General features: G+C 62.2%; 18 protein-coding genes. 6 read left to right on the forward strand and 12 right to left on the reverse strand.

Going from position 1 to position 18,821, the window contains the following annotated elements; translation table 11 throughout:
* The first annotated feature begins 248 nt into the window (after positions 1-248).
* From MTP43_RS00820 to MTP43_RS00835, 4 genes are all read left to right on the forward strand, one after another.
* Positions 249-1,493 (forward strand): GTP-binding protein, encoded by a 1,245-nt coding sequence (locus MTP43_RS00820; RefSeq protein WP_005921641.1) that lies wholly within the window; start codon positions 249-251, stop codon positions 1,491-1,493.
* A gap of 36 nt (positions 1,494-1,529) precedes the next feature.
* The gene (locus tag MTP43_RS00825; protein WP_005921643.1) at positions 1,530-2,492 is read left to right on the forward strand and encodes a TIGR03943 family putative permease subunit; all 963 of its coding nucleotides are present in this window, start codon (positions 1,530-1,532) and stop codon (positions 2,490-2,492) included.
* Positions 2,493-2,520: 28 nt separating this feature from the next.
* Positions 2,521-2,979, forward strand: coding sequence for a hypothetical protein (locus MTP43_RS00830; RefSeq protein ID WP_005921645.1), 459 nt, complete (start codon positions 2,521-2,523; stop codon positions 2,977-2,979).
* A 110-nt stretch (positions 2,980-3,089) separates the two neighbouring features.
* Positions 3,090-5,156: an AAA family ATPase gene (locus MTP43_RS00835; protein WP_005921647.1), complete on the forward strand. Its 2,067-nt coding sequence runs from the start codon at positions 3,090-3,092 to the stop codon at positions 5,154-5,156.
* 63 nt (positions 5,157-5,219) lie between these two features.
* Here MTP43_RS00835 and MTP43_RS00840 read toward each other — a convergent pair whose 3' ends face one another.
* The 12 genes from MTP43_RS00840 to MTP43_RS00895 all read right to left on the reverse strand — a co-directional run bounded on the left by MTP43_RS00840 (position 5,220) and on the right by MTP43_RS00895 (position 16,324).
* Positions 5,220-6,176: a helix-turn-helix transcriptional regulator gene (locus tag MTP43_RS00840; protein WP_005921648.1), complete on the reverse strand. Its 957-nt coding sequence runs from the start codon at positions 6,174-6,176 to the stop codon at positions 5,220-5,222.
* A gap of 22 nt (positions 6,177-6,198) precedes the next feature.
* Positions 6,199-7,062: a prephenate dehydrogenase gene (locus MTP43_RS00845; protein WP_249234989.1), complete on the reverse strand. Its 864-nt coding sequence runs from the start codon at positions 7,060-7,062 to the stop codon at positions 6,199-6,201.
* Entirely contained in the window at positions 7,055-8,329 is a 1,275-nt protein-coding gene (aroA, locus tag MTP43_RS00850; RefSeq protein ID WP_249234990.1) for a 3-phosphoshikimate 1-carboxyvinyltransferase, read from the reverse strand. The genes MTP43_RS00845 and aroA overlap by 8 nt, the downstream gene beginning before the upstream one ends.
* 92 nt (positions 8,330-8,421) lie before the next feature.
* On the reverse strand, positions 8,422-9,438 hold the full coding sequence (gene aroF / locus MTP43_RS00855) for a 3-deoxy-7-phosphoheptulonate synthase (protein WP_005921651.1): 1,017 nt from the start codon (positions 9,436-9,438) through the stop codon (positions 8,422-8,424).
* 26 nt (positions 9,439-9,464) lie between these two features.
* The gene (locus MTP43_RS00860) at positions 9,465-9,929 is read right to left on the reverse strand and encodes a type II 3-dehydroquinate dehydratase (RefSeq protein WP_005921652.1); all 465 of its coding nucleotides are present in this window, start codon (positions 9,927-9,929) and stop codon (positions 9,465-9,467) included.
* The gene (locus MTP43_RS00865) at positions 9,910-11,172 is read right to left on the reverse strand and encodes a shikimate kinase (RefSeq protein WP_005921653.1); all 1,263 of its coding nucleotides are present in this window, start codon (positions 11,170-11,172) and stop codon (positions 9,910-9,912) included. Before MTP43_RS00865 ends, MTP43_RS00860 begins: the two co-directional genes overlap by 20 nt.
* A gap of 1 nt (position 11,173) precedes the next feature.
* The gene (aroC, locus tag MTP43_RS00870; RefSeq protein WP_005921654.1) at positions 11,174-12,316 is read right to left on the reverse strand and encodes a chorismate synthase; all 1,143 of its coding nucleotides are present in this window, start codon (positions 12,314-12,316) and stop codon (positions 11,174-11,176) included.
* Between the two features lie 3 nt (positions 12,317-12,319).
* A complete protein-coding gene (aroB, locus tag MTP43_RS00875; RefSeq protein ID WP_005921655.1) occupies positions 12,320-13,363 on the reverse strand; it encodes a 3-dehydroquinate synthase in 1,044 nt (347 codons plus the stop codon).
* Complete coding sequence (locus MTP43_RS00880) at positions 13,360-14,430, reverse strand: bifunctional chorismate mutase/prephenate dehydratase (RefSeq protein ID WP_005921656.1); 1,071 nt, start codon at positions 14,428-14,430, stop codon at positions 13,360-13,362. The genes aroB and MTP43_RS00880 overlap by 4 nt, the downstream gene beginning before the upstream one ends.
* Before the next feature lie 189 nt (positions 14,431-14,619).
* Positions 14,620-14,799, reverse strand: coding sequence for a hypothetical protein (locus MTP43_RS00885; RefSeq protein ID WP_005921658.1), 180 nt, complete (start codon positions 14,797-14,799; stop codon positions 14,620-14,622).
* A gap of 2 nt (positions 14,800-14,801) precedes the next feature.
* The gene (locus MTP43_RS00890) at positions 14,802-15,554 is read right to left on the reverse strand and encodes a hypothetical protein (protein WP_249234991.1); all 753 of its coding nucleotides are present in this window, start codon (positions 15,552-15,554) and stop codon (positions 14,802-14,804) included.
* Between the two features lie 41 nt (positions 15,555-15,595).
* Entirely contained in the window at positions 15,596-16,324 is a 729-nt protein-coding gene (locus tag MTP43_RS00895; RefSeq protein ID WP_005921664.1) for a lysophospholipid acyltransferase family protein, read from the reverse strand.
* Positions 16,325-16,542: 218 nt separating this feature from the next.
* Here MTP43_RS00895 and MTP43_RS00900 point away from each other — a divergent pair, with 218 nt between their 5' ends.
* Positions 16,543-17,382: a DUF624 domain-containing protein gene (locus tag MTP43_RS00900; protein ID WP_113620678.1), complete on the forward strand. Its 840-nt coding sequence runs from the start codon at positions 16,543-16,545 to the stop codon at positions 17,380-17,382.
* 31 nt (positions 17,383-17,413) lie between these two features.
* Positions 17,414-18,793 carry a hypothetical protein gene (locus MTP43_RS00905; RefSeq protein ID WP_249234992.1) on the forward strand — a complete coding sequence of 460 codons (1,380 nt, stop codon included), beginning with the start codon at positions 17,414-17,416 and terminating at the stop codon, positions 18,791-18,793.
* The last annotated feature ends 28 nt before the right edge of the window (positions 18,794-18,821 follow it).

Here is an 18,821-nt window from a genome sequence, read left to right on the forward strand (position 1 = left end):
AACGTCCGGCGGCGATGGTTTGCTGCTGCTATTGTATCATTCTGCGGGGAAGAATGCAATGCGGGGGCAAAACTCCCCCCAAAACGCCGTCAATTTGCAAAAAAAGTTACAATTTTTTCTTGAAAAAGGCCGGTTTTCCATTGACAGGGTTGTTATAATAGAGGTGTAGTATTTTTGGGTCAGCACTCTGCGGCCCTTTGCGCTAACAATTGCGAATATTGCGATAAAAAGAAAGAGGCATTTGGATCATGACTAAAATTGATATCTTCTCCGGCTTCCTTGGCGCCGGCAAAACCACTTTGATCAAAAAGCTGATCACCGAGGCCTTTGCAGGCCAGCAGGTGGTGCTGATCGAGAACGAGTTCGGCGAGATCGGCATTGACGGCGGTTTCCTGAAGGAAAGCGGCATCCAGATCAACGAGCTGAACGCTGGCTGCATCTGCTGCTCTCTGGTGGGCGATTTCCGCACCGCTCTGCAGCAGGTGGTGGAGCAGTACCACCCCGACCGCATCGTCATCGAGCCGTCCGGCGTTGGCAAGCTGAGCGATGTGACCCGCGCCGTGGAGGGCGTGGCGGAGCATCTGGACGTGCAGCTGAACAGCTTTGTCACCGTGGCCGATGTGAACAAGGTCAAGATGTATATGAAGAACTTCGGCGAGTTCTACGATGACCAGATCAGCCACGCAAGCTGCATCCTGCTCAGCCGCACCCAGACCGCCAGCGAGGAAAAGATCGCCGCTGCCGTGGCAATGCTGCGGGAAAAGAACCCCACCGCCACCATCGTGACCACCGCATGGGATCACCTGACCGGTGAGCAGATTTTGAAGGCCATGTCCACCAAGGACGACTTCAAGGCCGAGCTGATCGCCATGGCTGCCAAGGCAAACGAGGAGCACGCCCACGAGGACGAGGAAGAGGAGCACGAGCATCACCATCATCACTACGATGAGAACGGTGTGTGCAGCTGCGGCCATCATCACGACCATGACGATGATGACGACGAGGATGAGCACGAGCATCATCACCACGACCACGACGAGCACGATCATGATGACCATTGCTGCTGCGGTCACCACCACGATCATGACCATGACGAGGATGATGACGAGCACGAGCATCATCACCATGACCACGACGAGCATGATCACGAGGAGCACGAGCATCACCACGACCATGACGGCCATTGCTGCTGCGGCCATCATCATCACGACCACCACGCCGATGAAGTGTTCACCAGCTGGGGCGTGGAGACGGCCCGCAAGTTCACCAAGGCTGAGGTGGAGCACGCCCTCACCGAGCTGGATACCGGCAATTACGGCATGATCCTGCGCAGCAAGGGCATCGTGGACGGCGGCGCAGACGGCTGGCTGGAGTTCGATTATGTGCCCGGCGAGTGGGAAGTGCGCAGCCGCAGCGCAGACGTGGGCGGCAAGCTGGTGGTCATCGGCTCCAAGCTGAACGAGACCGCCATCGCCCAGCTGTTCGGCTGCTGAGAACCCCATTATTGAGAGAAGGAGCAACCATTTATTATGGCAAAAGAGATCCCGGTCTACCTGTTTGTGGGCTTTCTGGAAAGCGGCAAGACCAAGTTTATTCAGGAGACCTTTGAAGACCCCAATTTCGACTCCGGCGACAAGACCCTGCTGCTGATCTGCGAGGAGGGCGAAGAGGAGTACAACGAGAAAAAGTTCGCCTTCCCCGGCGTGACCGTGAAGGTGCTGGAGGATAAGTCTGAACTGAACCCCCAGAACCTTGCAAAGCTGGGCAAGGAAGCGGACGCAGGCCGCGTGGTCATCGAGTACAACGGCATGTGGCTGCTGCAGGATTTAGCGGATGCCCTGCCCGAGAACTGGCTGGTGTACCAGTGCATCGCCACTGCCGACGGCACCACCGCTCTGACCTACGCCCGCGACAACTCCATGCGCAGCCTGATGCTGGACAAGATCGCCCGCAGCGAGCTGATCGTGTTCAACCGCGCCGAAGCCGTGAACAACGATGACGCCCGGCAGGAGCTGCACAAGCTGGTGCGGCAGGCCTCCCGTAAGTGCGATATCGCCTACGAGTTCAAGGACGGCAGCGTAGCCTACGATGATATCCCCGACCCGCTGCCCTTTGATATCAACGCCGACCCCATCGACATCCCGGATGACGATTTCGGCATCTGGTACATGGACTGTCAGGACGAGCCCCAGAAGTACACCGGCAAGACGGTGCGCTTTCTGGCACAGGTCTGCCAGACCAACCGTGCTGGCAAAAACAGCTTTGTGCCCGGCCGCTTTGCCATGACCTGCTGCGTGCAGGACATCCAGTTTGTGGGCTTCCCCTGCAGCTACGATGGCTACAAGGCGCTGGAACAGCGCGCTTGGGTGAGGGTGACCGCCAAGGTGGGCTACAAGTTCCACAACATCTACCGGGGCAAGGGCCCGGTGCTGACCGCCGTGTCGGTAGAGCCTGCCGAAAAGCCCCTGGAAGAGGTCGTAACGTTCTCTTAACGTTTCTGTATTACAAGGAGGTTCTGGTATGAAAACTCTGTTCCGTATTCTTGGCACGGCTGCTGCCGTGGCTGTCACCGGCGCTGCCATCGTGGTGCTGGACAAGATCCTGAATCAGAAAGACCCGCTCCATGTGGAGGAGGTCGAATTCCCGGAGGAAGCCGAAAAGGACGCCGAGGAGGCCGAAAAGACCGCCGAAGCCTACGAAGAGGCCGAGGCCAAGGAAGAAGCAAAGGCTGCCGATGCCGCCGCAGAAGCTGCGGAGGAAGCCGCACCGGAGGCTCCCGCCCCTGCTGAGAACGCACCCCAGACCCAGCCGGAGACTGCCGAAGAGCGCCCGGTGTACGACCCCGAAACCCCGAACGCCAACCCCGTAGAGGCCGGCCCCGCCGTTGCCCCCAAGGATGAGAACGGCAAGATCGACGTCACCAAGATCGCCGATGCCAACGATTTCGGCGACTGGGAAGAGCAGGGCTGCAAGGGCTGAGAAAACAGCATGATCCCCGCATAGACGCGGATATCAGCTCCCCCGAAAGGGGGAGCTTTTTTGTGCTTGCAAAATGCCGCGCAGTTCACTATACTGGAAGAAAAACACCGATGGAGGGCAGCACCATGGCATATACCGATGATTGGGAAAGCTTGATGAACGGCGTGTTCGGCGCGGGCGGCAAACTGAAGTTCGGCGGCGCACAGCCGCAGCCGGAAAAGCCGCAGCCCGAAAAACCGGCGGGCAGCGGCCTGCCGGATCTGAACGCGGCGCTGCTGGAGCAGCAAAAGCAGCTGGACGAATTGCTGAAGCAGCAGAACGCCCGGCTGAAAGCGCAGGATGCTGGGGTGCAGACGGCGCTGGAGGACAGCCGCCAGATGCTGCGGGACATGGAAGCGGACGGCCTGCTGGCTAAGGGCACAGCAGACACAAAACCGGAGCAGCTGGGCAGTTTTGAAGGCCTTGCCGCCGAGGTAAAAAAAACCGTCCTCGGGCAGGATGCCTTTGTAGACAGTGTGGTGCGGGCCATGCGCCGCCCCTTTGTGCTGGGCACCGAGGGCGCAGCCGCCCGCAATGTGATCCTGCTGTGGGGCGCTCCGGGCACAGGACGGCATTTTGCACTGGCCGAGACCGCCCGCATCATGGCGGCGCGGGGGCTTTTGCAGAGCGACCGGATGGCGGTGATGGACTTGGCACTCTACCCCGACCCCGGCGCGGAAAAGCTGTTTTTGCAGGACCTTTACGCTGCCCTGCACGCCCCGGGCGAGATCGTGGTGTTCGAGCACTACGAGAGCTGCCACCCCGGCTTTTTGCGCATCCTCTCCGACCTTGCGGTCAAGGGCAGTGCGCCTTTGTCCAGCCGGTATCTGGTGAACAAAGAGGGCATTTTGGTGGAAGCTGGTACAGCGCTTGCCCCCGGCGCAGTGAGCCGCATCGACCCCTGCGGCAAGTACCTGATCTTCTTCTCCCGCAAGGGACGGGAGGCGCTGGCGGATAAATTCGGCGCGTCCTTTGTGGCGGCGGTAGGGGATGTGTGCCAGACCGCCCCCTTCACCCCGGAAGCATTGGCTGCGCTGGCGGCGCAGCAGCTGAACGCGCTGGCGCAGCGGGTGCACAGCCGTCTGGGGCTGACCCTCGCCGCCGGGGCAGACGTGCGGGACTATGTGGCGGCGCAGTGCTCCAAGGAAAAGGGCGCAGAGGGGCTGGCAGACTGCTGCGAGCGGATCTTCCGCGCCCTGAGCGAGTACTGCTTACAGACCGACACAAAGCTGTCCGGCACGGTGGCGCTGACCGCCGCGCCCGAAGGGCTGCAATTTGCGCTGAACGGTGCCGCCCCGGCAGACCTGTTCGGCCTGCTTCCGGCGGCCTACACCGGCGCGGTGGAGCAGATCCGCGCCGAGCTGGATGCGCTGGTGGGGCTTGCCCCGGTCAAGGAGTATGTGTTCGGTTTGGCAGACAATTTACAGGTGCAGCAGCGCCGCGCAGCGGCGGGCTTCAAGACCGCAAGCCTGTCCATGCACATGATCTTTACCGGCAACCCCGGCACCGGCAAGACCACCATTGCCCGGCTGGTGGCAAAGTACCTCAAGGCCATCGGCGCGCTGGGGGGCGGGCAGCTGGTGGAGGTGACCCGCGCCGACCTTGTGGGGCGCTACACCGGCCACACCGCCCCGCTGACCAACAGCGTCATCGAGAGTGCACTGGGGGGCGTTTTGTTCATTGACGAGGCGTACAGCCTGTACCGCGGCCAGCAGGACAGCTTTGGGCTGGAAGCCATCGACACCCTTGTAAAGGGCATGGAGGATCACCGGGACGAGCTGGTGGTCATCCTTGCAGGCTACACCAAGGAGATGGAGGTATTCCTCACCGCCAACAGCGGCCTTGCCAGCCGCTTCCCCAACAAGATCGAGTTCCCGGACTACACCGCAGATGAGCTGCTGGACATCACCGCCGTGCTGGCAAAGGGCAAGGGCTACCGCCTTGCCGAGGGCTGCACCTTCCCGCTGCTGGGCTACTATAAGCGCCGTCAGGCGCTGGACAGCCGCACCGCCGGCAACGGCCGTCTGGCGCGCAACACGCTGGAAAAGGCCATCTTCAACCAGAGCCGCCGCCTCATCGCCGAGCCCGCCGCTCCCCTTGACCTCATCCAGCCCAGCGATCTGGAATTTGAGGAATAAGGAAAAATTGATAGGAAAAAGGGTTCCAGAAACGCCTGCAGGCGTTTCCGGAACCCTTTTTATTTATTCGTGCTGCTCCGCAAGCCCCTGCACCATCTCGTGCAGCTGGGCGCGGACGGCGGCGGGGGCGGTGACCTCTACCTTGCCGCCAAAGCCGCACACCCAGCCGAAAAACTGCTGGCTGACGCAGATGGGCACATCAAAGTGGAAGTGCTCTGCGTCCTCCGGGCAGAACACCGGCTCCCGGCCAAAGCGCTCCCGCATGACCGGCTCAAGGTCGGCAGCACACCGCAGAGTGACCCGGTACTCGGTGCCGCCGAACATGTTGAAGTGCTTGCGCAGATAGGCGGGCAAATCGAAGGTGCGGAAGAACTCTTTGCCCCGGCGCGGCTCGTCCAGCACCAGCACCCCGGCCATCCGGTCCACCCGGTAGTGGCGCACCGGGGGTGCTTTTTCGTCCTGATAGGCGATCAGGTAATAGCAGCCGTTTTCCCATGCCAGCTGCCACGGGCTTACGGTGCGCACGGCGCTGCTGCCCTTGTAGCGGAACTGCACCAGACACCCCCGGTTGATGGCGGTGTGCAGGGCGTCGATGCTGTACAAAAGAGTCTGGCTGTCGGTCTTGGGACGTCCGTCCACATACACCTGACGCTGCAGCTGGGTGCCCTCGTAGTCGGAGCAGAGGGCTTCCAGCTTGTGGATGATGCGCTTGCTGGTGCGTGCCGAGATGACGCTGCTGGACTGTACCGCGTCCACCAGCAGCTTCAGCTCCGAAAGCTCGAATGCACGGCTTGCCATCCAGTACCCGCCGCCGCGCCCGCGCTGCAGCTGGATGTCGTAGCCCAGACTGCGCAGGGTGTCGATATCGCTGTAAATGCTCTTGCGCTCGGCCAGAATGCCCTGATTTTCCAGCAGCTGCACCAGCTGGGGCACGTTCAGGCGGTGGTTCTCGTCGGTGCGCTGCTCAAGGATGCGCAGCAGCGTTACCAGCTTGGATTTCTGTCCTTCCTGCTTGGGCATGGGGCAATACCTCCGTCACGGTTTATTCCGGCAGCTTTTTGTCAAAGGCGGCGCGGCGCTGGGTGGAAAGGCGGAACATTTCTTCCAGCTTGTCCCGGTCGTCTGCCACAAGGGCGGCGCGCATTTCCTGCAAAGCAGAATCGAACTGGTCGATCTCGCTGATCAGGTTCTGCTTGTTCCACAAAAACAGCTCTGCCCACATTTTATCGTTGATGCGTGCAATGCGGGTCAGATCGCGGAAGGAGTCGCCGGTGTATTCGCACAGCGAGGAGTTGTCGTTGGCGCACATCAGGCTTACGGCAATGACGTGGCACAGCTGGCTGACATAGCCGATCATCCGGTCGTGCTCCTGCACGGTCAGGGTGCAGATGTGCTTGAAGCCCAGCACCTCGGCCAGCTCCTTTGCCCACTGGATGCCCGCCGGGGTGTTCTTTTCGGTGGGGGTGATGATGAAGTTGGCCGGGGCAAAATTCACCTCGGCGGCGTGCTCCACGCTGGAAGTCTCGCGGCCGGCCATGGGGTGGCTGGCAATGAACTCCACCCCCGCCGGGCACAGCGCCTGCACCGGCTCCACAAGGCCGGTCTTGACGCCGGAAACATCCGTAAAGATGCACCCGGGCTTGAGCAGGGAACCGTAGGTTCGGAACCAGTCCAGCAGCGCGGTGGGGTACAGGCCAAAGATGATATGGTCGGCCTGCCGGACAAGATCCTCAAAATCGTGGGTCTTACCGCTGGCGATATAGCCGTGCTCCAGCGCGTACTGCAAGTGTCCCTCGCTGCGGTTGATGCCGTCCACATGGAAGCCGGCGCGGGTCAGCTCCAGCGCGTACTTGCCGCCCAGCAGACCCAGACCCACTACGAGATAACGTTTTGTTTTATCAAGCATCTTCTACCTCCACGCCAAGCGGCGCTGCATCTGCAAAAAAGCCGGGCCAGCTCTTCTGGATGGCTTCGGCGTCGTCCACGGTCAGGGGCAGCCCGGCGGCTGCGGCCAGCACCGCAAGGCTCATGACCACCCGGTGGTCGTTGTGGCCGTGCAGGGGCGCGGCAGGGGCGTGCAGACGCTCAGCACAGCCGTGCACCGTGATGGTGCCGCCGTCGCTTTCCAGCACGCCGCCGCAGGCGCGCAGCTCGGCTTCCATAGCCGCGATGCGGTCGCTCTCCTTCAGGCGCAGCCGCTGGGCGTTGCGGATGACGGTGGTGCCCTCGCACAGCAGGCCCAGCACCATCAGCACGGGGCCAAGGTCGGGGCAATCCGCAAGGTCGATGTCCACCCCATGCAAGGGAGCTTTTGCAAAGGTGACGCTGTCGCCTTTGCGGGTGAACACCGCGCCGCACCGGCGCAGGATGTCCAGAATGGCAGCATCGCCCTGCAGGGTGTCCGGCGCAAGGCCGGTGATGGTCACCCCGCCGCACACCGCACCCAGCACCGCCGGGAAAGCAGCCTGACTGTAATCGCCCTCCACGTTGTAGTCGCAGGGGTGGTACTGCTGCCCGCCCGGCAGCAGCAGGGTGGTTTCGTCCAGCCAGCGGCTGTGCACCCCAAAAGCGGCCTGCACGGCGCGGGTCATGTCGATGTAGCTGCGGCTCTCCACCGGAGGGATGAGGTGCAGCTGGCTGTCCCCGGGCAGCAAGGGCAGCGCGAACAGCAGCCCGCTGATGAACTGGCTGGACACGTTGCCCGCCAGCCGGTAGTCCCCGGGGGTCAGTGCGCCCTCCACGGTCAGCCCGGCGGGGAATTGCTCAAACCGTAGATTCTGCTTACGATATAACGTTTCGTATACGGACTGCGGGCGCTCCATCAGCCGTCCGCGCCCGGTAAAGGTGACCGGCTGGCCGGTCAAGCTGGCAATGGGGATCAAAAACCGCAGGGTGCTGCCGCTTTCGCAGCAGTCCACCGGGGCGGTCAGGGGCAGAAAATGCCCAAGCCCCTGCACAGTGGCATCGTCCGCGCCGGTGTCCACGGCGGCGCACAGCTGCGCGGCAGCGGACAGGGTGGCAGAGATGTCCTTGCTGAATTCCAGATGGGTGATGTGGGAGCGCCCCACAGCCAGCGCGGCGCACAGCACGGCGCGGTGCGCCATGCTTTTGCTGGGCGGCGCAGCGATCACGCCCCCGATGCCGCCGGGGGCAGGTCTGATGGTTACTAGCATAGCGGTGTTATCCTTTTGCAATTTCCCACGGGCAGCGCTTCAGGCGCCCCCTTGGGGGAGCTGGCGCGCCAGCGCCTGAGGGGGTAAACGGTTTACATCTCCCGGCCGATAGCCCAAGCCACCTGACGGCACTTTGCCATGGCCTGTGCAAAGGCGTCCGGGGTCAGGCACTGTGCGCCGTCGCTCCATGCGTGCTGGGGGTCGTAGTGCACCTCTACCTCCAGACCGTCCGCACCGGCGGCCACAGCGGCGATCATCATCGGCTCCACCAGATTGGCCTTGCCGGTGGCGTGGCTGGGATCTACCACGATGGGCAGATGGGTCTTTTCGTGGATGATGGGCACGGCGGAAAGATCCAGCGTGTTGCGGGTGTATTTTTCAAAGGTGCGGATGCCGCGCTCGCAGAAGATGACCTGCTCGTTGCCGCCGGCCATGATGTACTCGGCGCTCATGATCCACTCCTCGATGGTGTTGCATAGGCCGCGCTTGAGCAGCACAGGCTTGTGCATCTTGCCCACCGCCTTGAGCAGCTGGAAGTTCTGCATATTGCGTGCGCCGATCTGCACCACGTCCACATACTCCTCAAACTCCGGGATGCGGTCCTCGCTCATCAGCTCGGAGACGATGGGCAGACCGGTGGCTTCGCGGGCCTTTACCATGTCTAAGATGCCCTCGGTCTCCAGACCCTGAAAGGCGTAGGGAGAGGTGCGGGGCTTGTAGGCACCGCCGCGGAACAGCGCTGCGCCGCCCGCCTTGACCCCCTGCGCGATGCGCAGAGCCTGCTCAGCGTTCTCGATGCTGCAGGGGCCCGCCATGACGGCGATCTTTTCCTTGCTGCCGATCTTCACGCCGCCGCAGTCGATGACCGAGTCTGCGGGGTGGAACAGGCGGTTTGCGCGCTTATAGGGCGCGGACACGCGGGTAACGTTGTCGATCCACGGGTTTGCCAGCACGTCCCGCTCGTCGATCTTGGTGGTGTCGCCCACCAGACCGAACACGTTGTAGTCCTTGCCGGTGATCAGGGTCACGTCCAGACCCTGCTTTTCGAATTTGTCAACGATCTTTTCCAGCTCCTCTTTGGGAGCGCCTTTTTTGGTGGAGATGATCATGGGAGGTCGTTCCTTTCCTGTTTGTTTTACATCACGATATGCGCCTTAGAGGAGCCGTCGGTGCGCAGCAGCTGCGCCAGCCAGATGCAGGCGTGCAGGTAGCCCTGCGGGCCTTCGCCGATAAAATGCCCCTGACAGCCAAAGGACACCACGTCCGTTTTGCGGAAGGGCTCGCGCTCGTCCGGGGCGTCCAGCATCACCTCTACGGCGGGCACGCTGCACAGCCGCAGCGCGTCCAGAATGGCTACACTGTAATGGGCGTAGCCGCCGGGGTTCAGCACGATGCCGTCTACCCGCCCGGGGGCAGACTGGATCTCGTCGATGAGGTCGCCCTCGTGGTTGGACTGGCAGATGTCTGTCTCGATGCCAAGCTGGTCGCAGCCCGCCTGTACATAGTCCATCAGGCCGTTGTAGTCCACCTCGCCCGGCACGCCGGGCTCAGACCAGCGCGCCAGATTGATGTTGGGCCCGTTAAGAATCAAAAATTTCATCCAGTGCCTCCTGTGCAGCTGCCAGCGTCTGGGCCAGCGTGCCGGTGTTAGAAATCACCGCATCTGCGGCGGCAAGGTACAGCGGGCGGCGCTGGGCCTCCATGGTGCGCAGCGCCTCAGCGCTGGAAGAAAGCGGACGGTTGCCGCCCACAGCCAGTGCCTCCACCGGCCGGTCGATGAACAGCACCACGCCGTTCTGGCGCAGGGCGCGGACATTCTCTGCCCGCTTCACCGCGCCGCCGCCGCAGGAGAGCACAAGCCCTTTTTCCTTGCCGAAACGGGCGATCTGCGCGGCTTCCTTTGCGCGGAAGCCCTCTTCGCCCTCGGCGGCAAAGATATCCGGGATGCTGCGCCCGTCTGCCTTGACGATCTCCTCGTCCAGATCCACAAGCGGTCTGCCCAGCTGCTTCGCCAGCAGGCGGCCAAGGGTGGATTTGCCGCAAGAGGGCATTCCCACAAGGGCGATGTTCAGCGTCTCGCGGCGCAGCGCAGCGGTAATGCGCCGCACCTCGCCCGGGGCGTCCTCGAACTTGCGGCCAAGGAAGTATTCGGCGGCGTACACCGCCTGTGCCACCAGCATCTCCAGCCCGCCTACCGCCACCGGCACACCGGCGTCCTCGGCGCGGAGAATCAGTTCGGTCTTGTTGGGGTTATAGACCACGTCCACCACGGCTTCCAGCCCGGGCATGGCAGCAACGTCCAGACTGCACACGCCCACGTTGGGGTACATCCCGGCGGGGGTGGTGTTGAACACCACCTGTGCACCGCTGCGCACGGCTTCGGCGTAGCTCAGCTCGCCCTTTTCCGGGTCGGGAGTGCGGCTGACCGTCAGCACCTTGGCAGCGCCCTTATCCAGCGCCACCGCGCGGGTGGTGTTGTGAGTACCGCCGGTGCCCAAGATGAGCACGGTCTTGCCCGCAAGTTCCACGCCGTGGGCTTCGCACAGGTGGGCAAAGCCCAGATAATCGGTGTTGTAGCCGTAGAGCAGGCCGTTTTTATTTACCACCGTGTTCACCGCGCCGATGGCGCGGGCGCAGGGGTCGATGAAGGAGCAGTACTCCATCACCAGCTTTTTGTAGGGGATGGTCACATTGATGGCCTTGAACTGCCGCCGCTGCAAAAAGGCGCGGGCGTCTGCCTCGGTGGGCAGGGGGCACAGCTCGTAGCTGTACCCGCAGAGCAGCTCATGGATAGTCTTGGAGTAGGAGTGTCCCAGCTTGCCGCCGATCAGTCCGTATTCCATCTCAGTCCTCCTTCCGATAGCCGGTGGGGTCGGTCATCCACCGGGCACCGTACCGGGCGGTGAGCAGATCACCCACCGCAAGGGCGGCGGCGCAGGTCTGCACGATGGCGGCCCGGGGCACGATACAGGGGTCGTGCCGCCCCTGAATGGACAGCTGTGCGTCCTTTTTTGCGATGTAGTCCACCGTGTCCTGCTGCTTGTAGATGCTGGGGGTGGGCTTGACGGCGGTGCGGAACACCACCGGCATACCGTTGGCGATGCCGCCGTTGATGCCCGCGTTGTGGTTGGTGGCGGTGACCACCGCACCCTCTGCCGTCATGCGGAAGGCGTCGTTCGCTTCCGAGCCGCGCAGCCCGGCAAAGCCGAAGCCGGTGCCGAACTCGATGCCCTTGACCGCCGGGATGGAAAAGGCAAGGTGGGCGATCTCGCTCTCCACGCTGTCAAAGTAGGGCTCGCCGATGCCGGCGGGCAGGCCGAGAATGGCAGTTTCCAGCACGCCGCCCACACTGTCGCCCTCGGCACCGGCGGCGCGGATGGCGGCCTTCATGGGTTCTTCCACGGCGGCATCCAGCACCGCAAAGCCCTCGGTCTTACTGGCAAGCGTCTCCACCTGTGCCGCAAGGGCGGCGGGGTCGTCTAGGGCAAAGGGTGTATCTGCAAGCCCTGCGCACCGGGCGATGTGGGTGGTGATATCAATGCCCGCCCGCTGCAATGCGGCAAGCACGATGCTGCCGCCCGCCACCAAAGCAGCGGTCACCCGGCCGGAAAAGTGCCCGCCGCCCCGGGCGTCCTGAAAGCCGTGGTACTTGGCGTAGGCGGTAAAGTCCGCGTGGCCGGGGCGCAGCAGGTCGGCGGTCTTGGCGTAGTCGCCGCTGCGGGTGTTCTGGTTTTCGATCATCAGGGCGATGGCGGTGCCGGTGGTGTGGCCGTTCACCACACCGGAAAGCAGCTGCACCGCATCCGCCTCCACCCGGGGGGTGGAAAGGCCGTCGCCCCGGGCGCGGCGCTTATCCATACAGGCGGCGAGGAAGCTCTCGTCCACCGGCACACCGGCGGCCATGCCGTCCAGCACCGCACCCACGGCGCGGCCGTGGCTCTCGCCGAAGATGGTCAGCGAAAGGTCGCTGCCAAAGGTATTTTTCATGGGTCAGTCCTCCATGCCCAGCAGCGGGCGCAGCCCCTCCACAGGGATGGTCTCGGCGCGCCAGCAGCCAAGGCCGGGCACCTTGATGATGGTGATCTGTCCGTCCTGTGCTTTTTTGTCGTGCAGCATCTCGGCCAGCACCTTTTCCTTATCGTAGGCGGTGCGGGTGGGCAGACCCAGACGGCGGTACACATTGCGCACCCGCTTTTGCAGCGCCTTGGATTCGATCATGGGCAGCATGCCCAGCGCCACGCACTCGCCGTGGAACAGGCCGGTGGTGCGGCGTCCCTTGATGCCCTTCACAGCCTCGATGCCGTGGCCGATGGTATGGCCGAAGTTCAGCGCCTTGCGCATCCCCTGCTCGGTCTCGTCCTGCTCCACGATGCTCTTTTTAAAGCGCAGGCTGCGGCAGATGATGTCGCCGATGCGGTCGTCCACGTCCTCTTTTTCAAAGATGGAGAACAGCTCCGGGTCGGCCAGAAGCCCTGCCTTGACCGCCTCGGCCAGACCGTTGATGAAGTGGCGGCGGGGCAGGGTGGACAGGGTGTCCGGGTCCACGATGACCAGCTTTGGCTGCCAGAAGGCACCCACGATGTTTTTGGTGTCGCCCAGATCCACGGCGGTCTTGCCGCCGATGGAGGAATCGATCATGGAAAGGGTGGTGGTGGGGCAGTTGATAAAGTCGATGCCGCGCATATAGATGGAAGCGGCAAACCCGGCAAGGTCGCCCACTACGCCGCCGCCTACGGCCACCACAAGGTCGCCCCGGCCCATGCCGAAGTCCAGCATCTGCCGCAGCACGGTCTCCAAAATTTTAAAGCTCTTGCTGGCTTCGCCCTGCGGCACCGTGATGATGGTGGCATCCTTGCACTGGTCGGCTACCATCTGGGCGTACTGTGCAGGCACACCGCTGTCGGTGACCACCGCCACCCGGCGGTCCAGCCGGGCGAACTGATACAGGTTTTCCAGCGAGCCGCGCTTGACGATGATGTCGTAGCTGCGCTCACCCAGATTCATGGTCAGCTTGGTTCCGATAAAATCACTCATTTTGTATACACTCCTAACAGCCGCACCGTCCGGCAGGTGCGGTCAAGCTCGCGCAGCAGCGCGGCGGTCTCGCCGGCGGCGGCATCGCCCACCAGCTCTACATAAAAATAATATTCAAAGGGGACGTGCGGCATGGGGCGGCTCTTGATGGACTCCATATTGAAGCCGCTGGCACCGATGACCTGAATGACCTCCGCCAGCTTGCCGGGCTTGTTATCCACCGTGAACAGCAGCGAGAACCGGTTGCCCGCCGTGGGCTTTTCGCGGCTGAGCACGATGAACCGGGTGGTGTTGTCGCCGTCGGTATTGATGTTAGGCACCAGAATTTCCAGCCCGTACAGGGCGGCAGTCTCGGTGCTGGCAATGGCGGCCTTTGTCGGGTCTTTGCTTTCAGCCACGAACTTTGCGGCCATGGCGGTGTTTGCCATGGCGGTGGCGGGCAGACGGAACTGCTTTAAAAAGGTCTCACTCTGGGCGATGGCCTGCTGGTGGCTGTACACGGTGCGCAGCTGGGAAAGCTGGGTGCCCGGCAGCACCAGCAGGTTCTGGGAGATGGGCAGGTCGTACACGTCCACCACCCACAGCTCCGGGTGATTATAGCACAGGTCCAGCACGGCAGAAACATCCCCGGCGTGGCTGTTTTCAAAGGGCACTACGCCGTGGGCAGCTTCGCCGGAGGCCACGGCCTCGAATACCTCGTCCCATGTGGAATAGCTCACGGCCTCGGCGTGGGGGAACAGCGCCTTGAGGGCGATGTGGGCAAACGCTCCCTCCACCCCCTGATAGGCGGCGCGGTTGCGCCCCAGCACGGCAGCCTCGTACTGCTTGGCGATGTCCATCATGTGCTGGACATGGTCTTTATAGTAAGGGCGCAGCGCAAGCTGCTGAATGCGGGCTGCGGCCTTTTCCAGCACGGCGGCCTCCCGGGCGGCATCGTAGATGGGCAGGCCGTGCGCCCGCTTATATTCGGCCACCTGCAAAACGGCAGCCATCCGGCGCTCGAACAGCGCAGCCAGCTGCGCATCTACCGTGTCGATCTCGGCACGGGCTTGTTCCAGTGCGTCCATGGGGGTCACATCCTTTTTGGTCGGTTTTTGCGGGGATACCTAGTAAGTATACCATAACCGGGACAGAGAAACAACAAACCGCCCTCCATTTGAGGGTGGAGAAAATTTCAAATCAGCCATGGGTAAAAAGACAAAAATAGAAAACAGAGGCTCTCTGGTCATCGCCTGCGGCGACGACCAGAGAGCCTCTCAATCGCTGTTTTTATTTTTCAAAATATCCTCCCAGCTGCGGGCTTTGCCGTAGTAGCGCCCGTAGGGGTTGTCAAGGTCTGCGGCGCGGAGGACAGGCGGCGCAGGCGGCTGGGGCTTTGGGGTGCGGTCAAAGGTGAACCGGGCGGCAGGACCGCCGGCTTTGATGCGGAAGCGCATCTTTAGTGCCCCTCCCCGGCGGTGGAGACTGCCCCGGCGGTCAGGTTTGCCCAAAGGGGCTCGCTGTTTTCCAGCAGAGAAGCCGATTCCTTCAGCCATGCGCCCCGGATGCCGATATAGTAATCTGCCAGCAGCTGCTGGCTGTCGCCGCTGGCGCTCTGCACTGCGTCCGAGGTGTAGCTGCCAAGCTCCATCCCGGTCAGCACCGGGCAGTCCGTCCAGCGGTAGACCATATTCCACCAGTCGCTGTCGGCGTCGGACTTGGGCAGATGACCGTCCAGATATCGCAACGTGCCGGTGGTCTGCTGGAAGCCTGCGGGGTCGTAGAGGATAAAGATGGAGCTGAGGGAGCTTTGGATATCGGTGGAAAGCTTGGTGGTGCCTGTCATATCCAGATAGGCGTCCGAGTCCTCACTGTTGAAGGCCATGGTGTACTGGTTCAGTTTTACCACCACCTTGCCGTCGCCGTTGCAGTCCTCGCCGTAGGCGGCAAGCTGCTCTTGCAGGGCGGTGACGGTGGCTTCGGGCAGGTAGTAGGGGCTGACCACCGCCACGTTATAATCCGGGTGGGTGGTCAGGAAGTACTGCCCGATAAAGCAGTACGCCACGAACGCACCCGCAATGCCGAAGAGGAGCACCCATTTCAGGTTGTAGTCCCACCAGTTTGCCCAGCGCTCCCTGCGGCTGTACTGCCGCTGTTTGCGGGGCTTGAGGTCCTTGGGATCAATGTCGCGTTCGTAACGATAGCTTGCCATAAAATAGTTCTCCTGTGTGATGAAACGAGCGGGAAAGGCTGTTACTTCAGGGCAGCCAGAATGCTCTGGCGCACGGCGTCGGGCAGCTGTTTCTGCTCGGCCTTGCTCATGCCGGCGGTCTGGATGGGCGACATGATCTTGATGCGCACACTGCCCGGGCGGCAGCGGTTGCCGTTTGTCTCAAACAGGGCGCGGGCACCGGTCACAGCCACCGGCACCACCGGGGCACCGGTCTTGACCGCAATGCGGAAAGCACCGGCCTTGAACTCGCCCGCGCCGCCCTCTTCGCCCTTGTAGCGGGTACCCTCGGGGAAGATGACAAAACTGCGGCCGCCCTCCACGATGGCGGTGGCATCGTTCAGCGCCCGCACCGAGGCGCGCACATCATCACGCTGCACGAACACGCAGCCCAGCAGCTTCATCCAGCGGTTGAGCAGGGGAATCTTTTCCAGCTCCTCCTTGGCAAGGATGCCGTGGGGCTTTTCCAGCCCTGCCAGCAGCAAAGGAATGTCGTAGTAGCTGCGGTGGTTCGCCACGAACACGCAGGGGCGGTCTTTGGGGATGTTCTCCAGCCCGTCCACCGACAGGGACACACCGGTCACCTTCAGGATGCCCCGGCTCCAGCGGGGGATATGCTGGTTCACGATCTGCCCCACGGTGGCGGTATCTCCGGCGGCTGCGGCGCGCTCGGCGCGGCGCAGGATGCCGTAATGCAGGATCATGTACCCGAACAGATAAATAAACATCGCAATGGTGCGAAGAATGCTCATAATAGTTTCCTCCTACTGCAAAAAATGCCATTGTCATTGTAGCACATTTTGCGTAAAAAAGGGAGAGATAAATATTTTTTTACAATTAGCCCCGGTTGTATCTTGCAAAGTTGACAAAATACAGGTATATTTATATCTGTAAAGTTAGCACAATGGCACTTTCCAGACAAAACGCCTGCGGTGCCGGTTAAAAACGTAAGAAAGGTACCGCAGTTACTATGGGTCTTTTTCCTTCTGCCAACGATTTCAAGGCCGGTAAGGGGGTCGAAAAGGATGCCCCCCGCAAGACCGGCATCGGCCGCTTTTTTGAGCTTGTAGGCCGTGATATGAACGGGATGTTCCTTGCAAACCTGCTGACCTGCATCGGGTTTGCACCGGTTATCTGCCTGGTGTATATCGGCTTTTTGCAGAACAGTCTGCCGGTGATGCTGGGCAGCGCCGCCGTGGGCGGTCTGCTGGCGGGCCCGGCGCTGGCCGGAATGTACGATACTGTCCTGCGCGCGCTGCGCGACGAGGCGGGCTACTGGTGGGTGACCTACCGCAAGGCCTTCAAGCGCAACTTCAAGGCCAGTCTTGTGCCCGGTGTGCTGTACACCGTGGTGGTCACGCTGCAAATTTTCCTCGTCTATTTCTGCTTCAATATGCTGTACCATGGCACCAACGTGGGTGTTCCGCTGTGGGTGGCTACGGTGCTCAATCTGGTGTTGTTTCAGATGCTGTTTGCCTACATGTGGCCGCAGGTGGTGCTGCTGGACCAGCCCTTGAGCCTGACCTTGAAAAACAGCATCAACTGCATGATCGCCTTTCTGCCCCACGCACTGGCTGCTGCCATCGTGCAGGTGCTGTTCTGGGGTGTGGTGATCCTGTGCATGCCGCTGGGGCTTTTCCTGATGCTGATCTTCGGCTTCTGGTTCGTTACCGAGGTGTCCTGCCAGATCGTGTACGGTGATATCGACCGGGTGTTCCACATCGAAGAAAACATCCGTAAGCTGAAGGATGCCGAGCTGGAAGCAGCCCTGAAAGAGGACTACGCCGACGATGACACCCCGGAGGAATAAGCGATAAAACTACGGAAAGGAGCGATGTCCCATGGAACAACGGAATAATCTTGTGCTGCAGGGGACAGAGACCTTTTCCCGCGGGCAGCTGGACAACCTTGCGCTGGAAAACGGCGCACTGGTGCTGGACAGCGTGGCCGGGCGTAGCCTTTTGTACGGTAGCTACACCACCCCGGAGTTTGCCATGCCGGCGTTCTGCAACCTGAACGTCAGCTGGAACGCCCATGCACCCCGGGACACCATGGTGGAGGTGCGCTGCCGGGTGTACGCAGCAGGGGCGTGGACAGCCTGGATGAGCTTTGGCAAGTGGGCGCCGGATTACCCCCGGTGTAGCGTGTCCAGCCAGAGCGAGGACGGCATGATCTTTTTGATGGGCGATACCGTCACGGTAGCCGCCCCGGGCGGCGGCACCGGCGTACAATTGCAGGTGAACCTTTCCACCAACAACGATAAAGTTACCCCGGCGGTGCGTCTGCTGGCGGCGGCGGTGCGTCCTCTTGCGTGGGAAAAGCACAACGGCCATGCGCTGAACCGGCGGCTCTATCTGCCGGAATACTGCCTTTCCGCCCATGACCCCAGCTTTGGGCGGGAGATGGATCTGCCGCTGGTCATGGCGGCGCTGATGAACCGCTGGGGCGAAGATATCCTGCCGGAAGAAGTGGCCTACGCCATGGAGGACGGCAGCACCCGCAGCACCGGCAACACCGCCTTTGCGGCGGCCGCCGCAGGCTGCTGCGGCTACCCCTGCTGGCAGGCATGGATGGACCTTGCTGACCTGCGGGAGCAGATCCACGACGGCTGCTCGGTAGCGGTGCAGGTGGAGCGACGGGTGCGCGGTCAGCGCGACCCGGTGCGGCTGTGGATGGGGCTGCACGGTTTTGGCCACGATGACGCCGTGATGGCAGATTTTGTGCTGCTGAACGACCCCACCGCCGATACCGACGGCGCAGTGAACTGCACCATGGCGCTGGTGGATTTTATGCGTTACTTTACCGGCAAGGCCATTGCCCTGCGGCCAAAGCAGCGGGAGACTGAGGCCGACCGTCCCCGGCGGCTGCGGTGCGAGCTGCGCGCCGGCACCCAGCCGGGCGTTTACTACTTTGAGCGGCGGGGAGAGCCCGCAGACCTGCCGGAGGATTTTTCCGGCTGGATCGCCTGCGCGCCCCACGACGGCGTGGCGCACGCCACCACCGCTCACCGCACCTTTTTGCGCTGTACCCGCACCGAGGACGGCGGGGTACAGTTCCCGCCGGAGCTGCTGGCCGCAGGCGGGCGCTGCAGCGTGTATGCAGTGGACCAGACCGGCACCATGCGGGTAGCAGAGGTACGGCTGCCGAAGCCGAAGCCTGTACCTGCAAGCACAGAACCCAAAGCCAATGGCCAGACCGGGGACGCCCCGGCACAGCCGTAAGCTTTTTCAGGGCGATATATGAAACAGG

The organism is Faecalibacterium sp. IP-1-18, from assembly GCF_023347355.1.
Taxonomy (GTDB): Bacteria; Bacillota; Clostridia; order Oscillospirales; family Ruminococcaceae; genus Faecalibacterium; species Faecalibacterium prausnitzii.

Bases quoted from the DNA above. Each gene is read 5' to 3' on its own strand.
- MTP43_RS00845 (WP_249234989.1), bottom strand. From the start codon at position 7,062: ATGCTTGATAAAACAAAACGTTATCTCGTAGTGGGTCTGGGTCTGCTG.
- MTP43_RS00830 (WP_005921645.1), top strand. From the start codon at position 2,521: ATGAAAACTCTGTTCCGTATTCTTGGCACGGCTGCTGCCGTGGCTGTC.
- MTP43_RS00865 (WP_005921653.1), bottom strand. From the start codon at position 11,172: ATGGAATACGGACTGATCGGCGGCAAGCTGGGACACTCCTACTCCAAG.
- MTP43_RS00885 (WP_005921658.1), bottom strand. From the start codon at position 14,799: ATGCGCTTCCGCATCAAAGCCGGCGGTCCTGCCGCCCGGTTCACCTTT.
- MTP43_RS00905 (WP_249234992.1), top strand. From the start codon at position 17,414: ATGGAACAACGGAATAATCTTGTGCTGCAGGGGACAGAGACCTTTTCC.
- aroF (WP_005921651.1), bottom strand. From the start codon at position 9,438: ATGATCATCTCCACCAAAAAAGGCGCTCCCAAAGAGGAGCTGGAAAAG.
- MTP43_RS00880 (WP_005921656.1), bottom strand. From the start codon at position 14,430: ATGGACGCACTGGAACAAGCCCGTGCCGAGATCGACACGGTAGATGCG.
- MTP43_RS00890 (WP_249234991.1), bottom strand. From the start codon at position 15,554: ATGGCAAGCTATCGTTACGAACGCGACATTGATCCCAAGGACCTCAAG.
- MTP43_RS00835 (WP_005921647.1), top strand. From the start codon at position 3,090: ATGGAGGGCAGCACCATGGCATATACCGATGATTGGGAAAGCTTGATG.
- MTP43_RS00900 (WP_113620678.1), top strand. From the start codon at position 16,543: ATGGGTCTTTTTCCTTCTGCCAACGATTTCAAGGCCGGTAAGGGGGTC.
- MTP43_RS00840 (WP_005921648.1), bottom strand. From the start codon at position 6,176: ATGCCCAAGCAGGAAGGACAGAAATCCAAGCTGGTAACGCTGCTGCGC.
- aroA (WP_249234990.1), bottom strand. From the start codon at position 8,329: ATGCTAGTAACCATCAGACCTGCCCCCGGCGGCATCGGGGGCGTGATC.
- MTP43_RS00860 (WP_005921652.1), bottom strand. From the start codon at position 9,929: ATGAAATTTTTGATTCTTAACGGGCCCAACATCAATCTGGCGCGCTGG.
- MTP43_RS00895 (WP_005921664.1), bottom strand. From the start codon at position 16,324: ATGAGCATTCTTCGCACCATTGCGATGTTTATTTATCTGTTCGGGTAC.
- MTP43_RS00820 (WP_005921641.1), top strand. From the start codon at position 249: ATGACTAAAATTGATATCTTCTCCGGCTTCCTTGGCGCCGGCAAAACC.
- MTP43_RS00825 (WP_005921643.1), top strand. From the start codon at position 1,530: ATGGCAAAAGAGATCCCGGTCTACCTGTTTGTGGGCTTTCTGGAAAGC.
- aroB (WP_005921655.1), bottom strand. From the start codon at position 13,363: ATGAGTGATTTTATCGGAACCAAGCTGACCATGAATCTGGGTGAGCGC.
- aroC (WP_005921654.1), bottom strand. From the start codon at position 12,316: ATGAAAAATACCTTTGGCAGCGACCTTTCGCTGACCATCTTCGGCGAG.